The organism is Bacillus sp. bc15 (genome assembly GCF_900142585.1).
In the GTDB taxonomy this organism is placed as follows: Bacteria; Bacillota; Bacilli; order Bacillales; family Bacillaceae_G; genus Bacillus_A; species Bacillus_A cereus.
Genome location: NZ_FRBJ01000001.1, coordinates 553,014 through 565,429, shown reverse-complemented (window position 1 = coordinate 565,429; position 12,416 = coordinate 553,014). Strand labels below are relative to the sequence as shown.

Genomic DNA, 12,416 nt, shown 5'->3' with positions numbered 1-12,416 from the left:
CCTTATTGTATGAAACGAATGGTTTGTTTCTTCATTTCTGATTCTCTATCAGCCTTTGCAATCCCTTTTTCTTTCATTTCATGCTTATTTATCGTTTTATATTTTACATACGTATAAAATTCCGTTTGAAATGGAAATGGTGTAATCCGAATTGTTTCCTCATCCACCCATTCAGCTTGAATAAGTTTCTCCTCTTTACTATTAAACATTTCTGTTCCTTCAAAACCATCTTTAAATAAATCAATTTCATCTTTCTTTTTGACACCAGGCTTATTCATACATACGTATAAAGAAAGTTCATCACAAAACTTTAATAATCTATAATGTTTATCGAACATCGCAAACTGTTCCTTTGTTAACGTTTTCAAGATTCTTTTTTGTCGTTCTAATTCATGTTTATAAAATGACATCATCTCTTCATCTTCCTCGTTTAGTGGAAATGATAAAAAATGTTTACTACAAAGCAATGCCCCGTATGGATTAGAATTTTCAATTTCATTCAAACCAATCGTATAAAAAACAAAACGTAATGGGCTTGGACAATCCATAAATGTATATGGAATATTTTTAGCATCATTTAAAATTGGTACTTTATCAAGCTCTATCCATCCTCTGTCATGCTCATATATTGCATCAACTGTTTCTTTTAAATATGTTTTACCTTCAAAAAAGTGTTCTTTTATATGCTTTGCAATCTCTCCAGCTAAAAAACCATGATCATGTTGACGAATTAATATACTTTCCTTCTCATTTTTTTCACGAAAAATCATTCGTATACTCCCCCTCATCCTCATACTAAAGCTTTTTATATGCATCGATTCTTAATTAATCCCCAAATAATAGAAGGGATTCAGTCTCTTGCAACGAAATTAACATAATTATATAGTATTCTTTCTAATCATAGTGATAGCTTTATCTTTACTATCTATTATACTAAAACATTCATTCCAAAAATTTTTTTATGAGGTGAAAACATGAACAAAACAGAATTAATTAAAAACGTAGCACAATCAGCTGATATTTCTCAAAAGGACGCTTCTGCAGCTGTACAATCCGTATTTGACACAATTGCTAATGCATTACAATCTGGCGATAAAGTTCAATTAATCGGATTTGGAACTTTTGAAGTGCGCGAAAGATCTGCTCGTACAGGACGTAATCCGCAAACTGGCGAAGAAATTCAAATCGCAGCTGGTAAAGTTCCTGCATTTAAAGCAGGTAAAGAATTAAAAGAAGCTGTTAAATAAACAAGAAACCAGCCATTTTATAGGCTGGTTTCTTGTTTTTATTTAAGCAATTGCTTTATATTCTCTGCATGATACACTTCACAAATATAAAATACACATTTGCAGTTACTGACAATTTGATACTTTCTAGTTGGATACACATTCGCTGTAACAGAACATCCATCAAACAATTCGATAATATTTCCAGATGGCTGATATCCTTCATATAATACGTTTCTTCTTACTTCCATCTTTTCTATAAGCTTTTCAACAGGAATATTTCCACTCTCTAATTCACTCTTTATTGCGTCCGGTAAAAACGAAGTGTCTGCAAAAATTAGATTTTCAGATAACACCTTGCCTTTATAACTAACATTAGATACACGGTAAAGAAATGTTCCATCTTTATCAAAGAAATTCTTTGCTTCTTTCGGAATGTACTGTCTACCAAGTGCCTCTTGTTCAAGAACATCAAACTGAACTGTATCATTTAAAAGCTTTTCTAAAGCATGAATGGATGATGTATCTCCAGAAAATAAAATATTTTTAATTGCTTGTATGTTATAAGTGAATTCATTCTTTCTATTTTCCGCCACTAACATGAGGAACACCTCTTCTATAATTTTTTTATTTAAGATTTAAAAGTGCTACCGCGTCTAATTGCGTAATTTCAGTCACTTCCTTACTGAATACTGCAACAGAAGCCATATAATCTAAACTAGGCCTTACATCTTCCATCATTGTATTATCTGCCAACTCTTGCTTATCTTTAAAAACTAACAATTTTGGAGGAGTATTTGGAGCTGATACTGTAATATGTACTGGTGGAATCAATAGTCCTTCGCCTGTCGCTTTCAGCACCGCTTCTTTTCGAGTCCAATATGTTAAAAAACCTTCTATTTTCTGTTCATTTGGTAGTTTCATAACTTGCACTATTTCAATGTCTGTTAATACACCTTTTGCCATTTTCATAACATCTACATTTGGATTCATTTGTTCTACATCTATGCCAACAGGTGCAGATTTTGTAAATGCAACGACAACCCACTCACCTGAATGCGAAACAGATAATTGCGGCATACCTTCTGGTAATTGTGGTCTACCATGTTGCAATTTACATACTGAGCACATTCGATCAATTGGTACTTGGACTGGTGACATAGAAAGTATTTTGCCGAGAACTAATCTACTAATTACGCAACCTATTATAAAACGAGCTCGATCTGCCGAATGATGATACGAATTTGCTTTCTCTCGCTCTATATCATTTAGTAAATTGTAATGCCATGATTGTAAATCTGAAATTCTTGCCCACCATATTTGACAATCATTCTCATTCAAAGTTGGAACAGAATCTGCAACTTTACTTTCTATCATGTAAACTCTCCTTTATTCAACGAATATCAATTTTCATAAAAAAGCATACGTATATTGTTATTCATTGACGAGTGCTTTCTCTTTTTTTGATACAGATAATGTTTTTTCTTTCTTATTTGACATTACCTCTTTATCGGAAATACGTAAAGAAAATAGTAGTGCTATGAGCAAAAATATTGCTGATCCAATTAATGCTGCTTGATATGGTAAAAAATCGGATTGAACGTTATTACTTCCAAAACCAGCTAGTATACTAGCTAAAACAGCTACTCCTATCGCTGAACCTAATCGATTTTGCACATTGAATATAGTAGTCGCTCTCCCCATGGAAGGCGGCGTGATATTGTTAAAGGCAGAAAATTGAACCGCACCGACAGATTGACCTAAGAAAATACCGATACCAAACAATAATGCCCGAATTTGCCACGGATTCGTATCGTGATTTACAAAACTTAATAAAACAAAGATAATCGCCGTACAAATTAATCCTATAGAAATTACCTTTCGAGCTCCTAATTTCTTATATGACCATGGCACAATTTGTGAAGAAATCATTAATCCAATCGCCTCTGGAAATGTCGTAAGTCCTGATTCTAGCGCGGAAACTCCTATCACATTTTGATACATAAGTGGAAAAACAAATAACATTCCTAGTAAACCAGCTGATGAAAATAATGATATAAGGCTCATCTTTCTAAAGACTGGTTCTTTTAATAAGCGTAAATCTAACATTGGTTGCTTTACTTTCAGTTCTACGATTATAAACAATGTAATGAATACAACCCCAGCTATCCCAGTACTCATAATTTCTGGAGAAATCCACCCTTTTGATGGTCCCTGGCTGAGTGCATATATGAGCATCGCAAATCCTGGTGCTGATAAAATAAAGCCGAGAGAATCAAAGCGACCAGCTGATTTTTCAACATGCTCTGCTAAAAATAGAAGTCCAAAGAGCAATGCAACGATTCCAAACGGTAGATTAATATAAAATGCCCAACGCCAAGACATTTGATCTACAAAGAAACCACCGATGATAGGACCAATTGCTGGTGCTACAGCAATTGGAAGTACAATGAACCGAGAAATCTTCGGTCTTTCCTCTGGTGAAAATGTTCGAAATAACATCGCCATTCCGACCGGTGTTAAAAGCCCTCCACCAGCACCTTGAATAATACGGAAAATATTCAATGAAGTAATATCATTAGCCATTCCGCATAAAGCAGAGGCAATTGTAAATACGAAAAGAGCAATTAAAAATACTCTTTTCGTACCAAATCGATCTCCTAACCAACCAGAAATCGGAAGGAAAACAGCTAAACTAACTAAATACCCAACATTAACCGTCCCCATTGCAGATGGAGGTACTTGTAGTTCTTTACTTATCGTTTGTAGTGCTACATTTACAATCGTTGCATCCATCGCAGCCATAAACATCGCAGTTATATAAACGATACTTACGACTACTTTTGGATTTAGTTTTGCTTTCATTATCGTTTTCCTGCTAATGTTTTTTCACGAACTTGATTACTTTTTGGATTCAAATCTTTCCAGTTATATTCAACATATTCTAAGCAACTCTGCCTACTAGCTTCTTCATATACGACACTCCAGCCAATAGGTACATCGAGAAAAGCAGGCCAGAGAGAATACTGGCCCTCCTCATTTATTAATACTTTATATGTGTAATTATCATTTTCAAATGGATTCGTCATACTCTACTTACCCCTTTCTTATTCTGCAAATATTTCGCTAATACTTGTCCAATTTCCGTAAGTGGACCTGGCTGACATAAATCTTTATGTCTACAGTCAATATCATGCTGCACAATTTGCCCATCTAAATAATTTAGCCACGTATTTGGAGAAATAGGATCAAACCAGTCTGGTATAACAGTAGATCTAAAGAATAAGATGTCTCCGTTATAAACTTTCGGTACATATTTCCCTAACAACCCTACTGAATTTACATATGTTTCTTTCAAGTTCAATATAGTCTCTTCTTCAAGACTTGCTAATGCACTTCCATCTTTACGAAGGATTTCAACTGCACTTTCCATTGTAAGTGGTTTACCATCCATGTTATCTGGGTCATATCCGCCTAAAGCGAGTAATGCGATTAACGCTTCCTCTTCAGTAGGCGCTTCCGTATTCGGTAAGAAGTGTCCAGGATAAGAATCAAGCATAACGAGTAATTCTACTTCTTCCCCTTCATTTTGTAGTTGCGCCGCCATTGCATGCACAACATTTCCTCCAAGCGACCAACCTAATAAACGATATGGTCCATGAGGCTGTACTTCGCGAACGTGTTTCAAGTAATCCGCCGCCATCTCCTCTAAACTTTTTGGAAGTTCTTCATTTTTAGCGATACCACGTGCTTGTACACCATAGATTGGATAATCTGTTCCTAAAGATTTCATAAGTCCTGCATAGCACCAACTTAATCCACCTGCTGGATGTACACAAAATAGTGGTAATTGCTCCCCGCTTGCTCGTAATGGAAGCAACACATCAAGTGCACTTTGACCATTCCCCATCTCAAGTCTTTCAGCTAACCCTGCAACAGTCGGTGCTGCAAATAAAGTACCAATGTTTAGTTCCACTCCAAGCGCCTCTTTAATGCGGCTCATAAGCTGCACTGCAAGGAGTGAATGGCCACCAAGATCAAAGAATCCGTCATCAATTCCAATTTGAGGTACACTTAGCACTTCTGTAAACAAGTCACATAACATTTCTTCTTGCGGTGTTCTTGGACCACGACTAGAAGATGATGCGATAAATTCTGGAGCTGGCAATGCCTTTCTATCTAACTTACCGTTTGGAGTTAAAGGTAACTCATTTACTACTACAAAAGCGTATGGAACCATATAATCTGGTAAACTACCACTAGCAAACTGACGCATTTCATTCGTATCAATCGCTTCATTATTTGATGCAACGATATAAGAAACTAACCGTTTATCCCCTGGTTGATCTTCCCGTACAATAACGGCTACTTGCTCAACTTTAGGGTGCTTCATTATGACTGCTTCTATTTCTCCTAATTCCATTCGGAATCCACGAATTTTTATTTGATGATCTGCACGTCCTATATAATCTAGCGTCCCATCTTTACGCCAGCGAGCTAAGTCTCCTGTACGATACATTCTTGTACCTGGCTTGCCAAATGGATCTGCGATAAAGCGTTCAGCCGTTAATCCTGCTCTTCCTAAATATCCACGCGCAAGCCCTGCACCTGCAACATACATTTCTCCAACTACTCCAGGTGGCACTGGTTGTAAATAGTTGTCTAACACATACACTTTAAGGTCAGGTATACTGCACCCAATTAAACTATTTGCTCGTAAAGAGACGATAGTTTCATCTAATTCAATATAACTAACATGTACTGTCGTCTCCGTAATACCGTACATATTAATAAGCTTTGGTGCATTATGAGGATGTCGACTATACCAATCTTCTAAGCGACTTAGCTCAAGTGCTTCTCCTCCAAAAACAACATATCGTAAAGATAATTTTTGGCCAATCTCTTCATTTTCACGATCTGCTTGCATCAATTGATAGAACGCTGATGGAGTTTGGTTTAAAACCGTAACCTTTTCTTTAACAAGAAGCTGTAAAAATTCTTTCGGTGAGCGACTTACAGTATGTGGCACTACAACTAAACGCCCTCCGTATAATAAAGGTCCCCAAATTTCCCAAACCGAGAAATCAAAAGCGTATGAATGGAACATCGTCCAAACATCGTTTCCGTCAAACTGGAACCAATGATCAGTTGCTCCTAAAAGTCTTACTACATTTTGATGAGGTATCATAACGCCTTTCGGTCTACCCGTTGAGCCTGACGTATAAATAACGTAAGCAATATGTGATGGAGATAATGGCTTAATTCGTTCCACTTCATCAATATTGTCATCACTATATTTCTCAACTTCTGCTATTACTTTCACATCATCAACTAAAACTTTTAGTGCCTCATCACATTCAATTTCCACTTCTGAATTCGTTAAAACACATGATGGTTTCGCATCGTGTAGCATAAATGAAATGCGGTCTGCTGGGTAATCTGGATCTAACGGAAGGTATCCGGCACCAGCTTTAAGAACAGCTAATAAGCTTACAACCATGTTTAATGATCTTGGCATCGCTAAAGCAACGAGTTGATCAGGACCAATCCCTTTTGCTATTAGGAATCGAGCTATTTTATTTGCTTTTCTATTTAACTCTTCATAAGTTAATTTCTTATTTTCAAAGACAACAGCTATAGAATTTGGATTTATATGAGCCTGCTTTTCAAACAATTGTGGCAATGTCATTTCTGGTGCAATTTGAAAACCACCATTCCACTTTTCTAACACTGTATTTTTCTCTGCTACAGTTAATATTTCTAATCTGCCAATTGATTGATCCGGATTTGTAGCTGCATCATCTAATAACAAAATGAATCGTTCTATTAGTTTTTGAACCGTTTCACGTTTATATAAATCGGTACTAAACTCTAGTAATCCATATAAACCGTTCGGAGTACCATCAACCTCGTTACTCTCACTAATTTCAAATGTTAAATCAAATTTTGCAGAACCAACGCTTTGAATTTCAAGGCTCGCTTCTAAATCTGGTGCATTAAACGTTGCTTCTGGTGTATTTTGAAAAGCTAACATAACTTGAAACAACGGGTGGCTGTTTCGAGTACGTACTGGATTTAACACTTCAACAAGCCTTTCAAATGGAACATCTTGATTTTCATAAGCTGCAAGATTTACCTGCTTCACTCTATTTAATAATTCTTTAAAACTTGGATCTCCTGACGTATTTGTACGTAACACTAATGTATTTACAAATAAACCAACGATATCTGAAAGTACATCATCATTTCTTCCAGCAATCGGACTTCCAATTGGTATATCAGTGCCTGCACCTAATCTTGTAAATAGTGCACTAAGCCCTGCTTGCAATACCATAAACAAACTAACTCCATTTTTACGTGCAAGCTCTACTAACCTACTATGCATACCTTCATCTATATGAAAATGAATTGTTTCCCCGCGGTAACTCGTCTCAATTGGACGCTGGAAATCTGTAGGTAACTCCATTTGGTCTGGTAAACCTTTAAGTTCTTCTTTCCAAAAATCTAATTGTGTTGAAATAAGACTCTCTGGTGTCGTTTCATCACCTAGCAATTGCTGTTGCCAAAGTGCATAATCTGCGTATTGAACTGGTAGTGTCTCCAGCTGAACTCTGTCACCTTGACATCGTGCTTTATACGCCGCTGTAAAATCTCTCGTTAACGGCTGTAATGACCAGCCATCACCTACAATATGATGTAATAAAATTAATAATACATGTTCGTTTTCACTCACTGTAAAAAGTTGCAAACGAACTGCCGGCTCAATATCGAGGTTAAAGCTATATCTTACCGCCTCTGAAAGTACACTTTCTAATTCATCTTTACATGTATTAGTTATAACCATTTCTAGATTTAAATTTTCCATATCTAAAATTTTCTGATAGGAACTACCTAATACGTTAGGGAAAATTGTTCTAAGTGTTTCATGTTTCTCAACTACATCATAAAAAGCACCTTGTAATGCTTCCCGATTCAATATTCCATTCATACGAATGACTAGCGGAATATTATAAGTAGGACTTGGACCTTCTAAACAATTTAAGAACCATAACCTGCGCTGTGCAAATGAAAGTGGAACTTCATTTGGCCTACTTGCTTTCTGAATAGCTGGTCTTGCGCTTTTTGCATGGTTTAATTGTTTCGCCAGTTCGGCAACAGTTGGTGATTCAAATAGTTTCCCAATTCCTAATTCCACACTTAACGTTTCACGAATTCTTGCCATTAAACGAGATGCGAGAAGTGAATGTCCACCCATTTCAAAGAAATTATCATCAATGCTAATTCGAGAAACACCAAGTACTTCTGCAAATAAATCACATAATATTTCTTCTTTCGGATTTCTAGCAACTCTCTCGTTGTTCATTCCATTAAAATCAGGAGCAGGTAATTTCTTTCTGTCAACCTTACCATTTGGCGTTAATGGTAATTCTTCTAGCACAACAAATGCCGATGGTATCATATAATTCGCTAAACTTTCTGAAACATAAGAACGAATTTCTGAAAGATTAATCGGTTCCTTTTCTTCTGCAATGATATACGCAATGATGCGTTTATCATTTGCACGATCTTCTCGTACCATTACTACCGCTTGTTGAATATTTTCATGTCGTTGTAATACCGTTTCAATTTCAGCTAATTCAATTCGGAATCCACGAATTTTAATTTGATGATCTGCGCGACTAATGTACTCTAACGCACCATCACTACGCCATTTCACAAGATCTCCTGTACGGTACATGCGCTTCCCTGATTCTCCATAAGGATTTGCAACAAACCGTTCAGCTGTTAACTCAGGTTTTCCTAAATATCCGCTTGCAAGTCCTTCCCCTGCAATATATAATTCACCAATAATTCCAGGTGGAACTGGTTGTAGCCCTGCATCCAATACATACACTTCTGTATTGCAAATTGGCTTTCCAATAGGTGGTATACCCTTTTCACCTTCATCAATGTTCATGAAAGTAGACCAAATCGTCGTTTCAGTTGGTCCATATAAATTAGTTATTGAACAACCTAATTCTTTTAATTTATTTGCTAAATGCGCTGGGAGAGCTTCACCACCAACAAGTATATTTAGCCCTTGTAGCTTCTCTGGATAATCAGTTACTAACGCCTGCCAAAGCGTCGGTGTAGCCTGCATAATTGTCACTCTTTCTTCTTGTAAAAGTGTCGTTAATGCTGATGGCTCTTGTATGTCTTCTTTTTGCGCAATTGTTAAACTTGCACCACTAATAAGAGGTAAATAAATTTCTAGAGCAGAAATATCAAACGCAAACGTTGTAACTGCTAATAAATGATCATTTTCATTTAATGAAAACTTTTGCTGCATAGCCATTAAAAAGTTACTTAAACCTCTCATAGGAACAATTACACCTTTTGGGTTTCCTGTTGAGCCTGAAGTATATATTGTATAGGCTGGGTTTAAAAGTGATACATCATTCTTACATGCTATATTCATACGAGAATATGTATGTAACGCTAGTTTCGTTTCTTCGTCATCTAATACAATTTTTTTCATATCCTTTTCTATAACTAACTTAGATGAAACAGATGAATGTGTTATGATACAAACTGGTTTTGCATCATTTACTATATAATTAACTCTTTCTGCTGGGTATTCTGGATCTATTGGTAAATACGCTGCACCAGCCTTTAAGACTGCTAGCATACTAACTACCATTTCTATTGATCTAGGGAATACTAAAGCTACAAACTGATTTGGTCGTATTCCTTCTTCTACTAAATAATGTGCTAGTTCATTCGCTCGTTCATTTAGCTCTTTATACGTAAGGATTACACCGTCACAAGTAATCGCTAGTTTATTTGGATTTTTTTGCACTTGTTTTTCAAATGATATAGGTAAACTGATTAACTCATCGTCTTCCTTCGTTTCATTCCATTCCAATAAAACTTTATGATTTTCTTCAGGCAGAGTAATGTTTATTTTTCCAATCGGCTCGTTTTTCTCATAATTATTTATTACTAATTCAAATAGATTCATAAATCTTTCTTTATGCAATGCTAGCTCTGCGCCATTATATACTTCGGGATTCGCATCAAAATGAATCATTAGCTCATTTTGATCAAAACGTTTATATACATTTATCGATAAATCATCTACAGGTCCTGCTGATAAGTTATGCGTAATACCACGATTTCCAGCAAAATTAAGCCCGTAATCAAAAGGCATAACATTCACTAACGGTCCAAACAACCTTTGATTTTCACCTAGTAACTTTAAGTCTCTTCTTAATTCCTCATGACGGTATTTATGATGGTGACGTACATCTCGGATTTCTTTAGAAACTTGCTGCAATAATTCCGCAAGAGTTATATTTGGAGTTACTGTAATACGAAGTGGAACTAAATTCATTACCATACTTGGTGTATGAATAGATACAGAACCTAGACGTCCCATCATCGGTAAACCTAAAACAATATCATTTTCACCTGTTAATTTATGCATATAAATACTTGTTACAGCCACAATGAATTCCGGCCAACTTGTTAACGAAATATTGATATCTTCTAGTAAAGTTTTCGTGCTAGAACTAGATAAATAAGCTGTTTCTCGTGAAAATCCATTTGATGTTCTCGGTGCTCGTTCTGCCAAACTTACAACTTCTGGGGCATCTGCAAACTTTTCTAACCAAAAAGTACGATTTTCCTGAAATTGTTTAGACTCACGATACTCGATATCTTCTTGCACGACTTTTGCAAGAGAACCAAATGGCTTTTCACTCTTGTTTGTTTCTTCTATAAGTGATGTATACTCATTCGCTACCTTTTGGCTAAGAAGTGAAAATCCATAGCCATCCATCACAATGTGATGGATGCGCTGATACCAAAAGAAACGATTATTTTCAACTTGAATAAGTGCTTCAGTAAATAATGTATCTTTTTTCAAATTGACTGGTATAGATAAATCATTTTTCATCCATACTTTAGCAGCTTCTTCAGGGTTTTCTTCTTTCCGAGCGTCAATAAAATGCATATGAAACTGTGATTCTTCAATAACTTGCCATGGGCCAATTTCATCCTCTTCGAAGCGAACGTGAAGTGCTTCTGCTTCCATTACAACTTTACGTACAGCTAATTCAAAAATGTCTTGATGAATATTCCCGTTTATTTCTACATATTCCCCAGTATTATATATCGGATTAAGCGGATCTAATTGTTGCGCAAACCACATACCAGACTGCGCAGATGATAACGAATGACGAATCTTTTGACTGTTAGGCATTCTTTACTACCCCTTTATTATGTAGTCTATTTGTTACAGCACCTGTGCTGTTTGTGAAGATAATAAGCTGTACCAACCTGCAACAGTTGGACGTTCTGCTAAATCTGCAAACGTGATTTCTTTCCCTTCACGACGCCACTTCTCTACTAAACTCATAATTCTGACCGAATCAAGCCCTCTATTTAATAAGTCCTCATCAATATCAATACTCTCTACTGACTCACGAAGTAGTTGTGCAACTAGTTCATGTACTTGCTGTATAGTGATTCCTTCACTCTCATCACCTTTTACACTTTGTAAATCTTTTAACAGTAGGTTTGTTGATGTCGTTACTGCGCATCTATTAGATGCATACTCCAATGCTTGTTTATGATGCTCTAGTGAAAAATCAGCAACTGCATCTGCTACAAAGAACGGCTCTATACCATCCATAAATGCTTCACAAGCTGTTAAAAGGCATCCAATATGCGCATAAATACCGCAAATAATGAGTTGATCTCTTCCTTGTTCATTTAAAATTTCTAATAGATTTGTCTTTTTAAATGCACTATATCTCCATTTTGTTAGGAATATATCATCCTCATCAGGAGTAAGTTCATCAACAATTTTCTTTTTATCTGGTCCAGCAGGAATACCGTCACCCCAAAAGTCTTGTAATAAACCTCTTTGTTCTAACGTTTGTCCACCAGGTTGCGCTGTATAAACAACTGGTATACCAAGTTGTTTACATTTTTCTCTTATCATTTTAATATTTGAAATAAGTTCTACTTTTGGTGATTCTTTATCGCTATATGCATCAAGAAAATATTCTTGCATGTCATGAATTAAAAGTACTGCACGTTTCGGGTCTGGTGTCCAATTCACTTTATTTTTTGGTAGTTCTGATTCAATTGGCATTTTATATACTGAAATAGATGGGATAGCCATCTAATCACTTCCTTCCGGTT

At 36.0% G+C, this 12,416-nt stretch carries 8 protein-coding genes; 1 reads left to right on the top strand and 7 read right to left on the bottom strand.

Going from position 1 to position 12,416, the window contains the following annotated elements; all coding sequences use genetic code 11:
- Window positions 1–2 precede the first annotated feature (2 nt).
- On the bottom strand, window positions 3–770 hold the full coding sequence (locus tag BUA87_RS02905) for a DUF3891 family protein (RefSeq protein WP_000577301.1): 768 nt from the start codon (window positions 768–770) through the stop codon (window positions 3–5).
- A gap of 204 nt (window positions 771–974) precedes the next feature.
- Here BUA87_RS02905 and BUA87_RS02900 point away from each other — a divergent pair, with 204 nt between their 5' ends.
- Window positions 975–1,247 (top strand): HU family DNA-binding protein, encoded by a 273-nt coding sequence (locus tag BUA87_RS02900; RefSeq protein ID WP_001043905.1) that lies wholly within the window; start codon window positions 975–977, stop codon window positions 1,245–1,247.
- A gap of 38 nt (window positions 1,248–1,285) precedes the next feature.
- On the opposite strand, the gene BUA87_RS02895 is transcribed toward BUA87_RS02900, so the two are convergent.
- From BUA87_RS02895 to BUA87_RS02870, 6 genes are read right to left on the bottom strand one after another with little or no spacing between them, the layout of a single operon-like run.
- Entirely contained in the window at window positions 1,286–1,828 is a 543-nt protein-coding gene (locus BUA87_RS02895) for a hypothetical protein (protein WP_000959120.1), read from the bottom strand.
- A gap of 25 nt (window positions 1,829–1,853) precedes the next feature.
- Entirely contained in the window at window positions 1,854–2,603 is a 750-nt protein-coding gene (sfp, locus tag BUA87_RS02890) for a 4'-phosphopantetheinyl transferase Sfp (RefSeq protein WP_072938358.1), read from the bottom strand.
- 57 nt (window positions 2,604–2,660) lie between these two features.
- A complete protein-coding gene (locus tag BUA87_RS02885; RefSeq protein WP_000644934.1) occupies window positions 2,661–4,091 on the bottom strand; it encodes an MDR family MFS transporter in 1,431 nt (476 codons plus the stop codon).
- Complete coding sequence (locus BUA87_RS02880) at window positions 4,091–4,315, bottom strand: MbtH family protein (protein ID WP_000184060.1); 225 nt, start codon at window positions 4,313–4,315, stop codon at window positions 4,091–4,093. The genes BUA87_RS02885 and BUA87_RS02880 overlap by 1 nt, the downstream gene beginning before the upstream one ends.
- Window positions 4,312–11,469 (bottom strand): amino acid adenylation domain-containing protein, encoded by a 7,158-nt coding sequence (locus BUA87_RS02875; RefSeq protein ID WP_072938355.1) that lies wholly within the window; start codon window positions 11,467–11,469, stop codon window positions 4,312–4,314. Before BUA87_RS02875 ends, BUA87_RS02880 begins: the two co-directional genes overlap by 4 nt.
- A 33-nt stretch (window positions 11,470–11,502) precedes the next feature.
- Window positions 11,503–12,396, bottom strand: a complete 894-nt coding sequence (locus BUA87_RS02870; RefSeq protein WP_016512869.1) for an isochorismatase family protein — start codon at window positions 12,394–12,396, stop codon at window positions 11,503–11,505.
- Window positions 12,397–12,416: the final 20 nt, after the last annotated feature.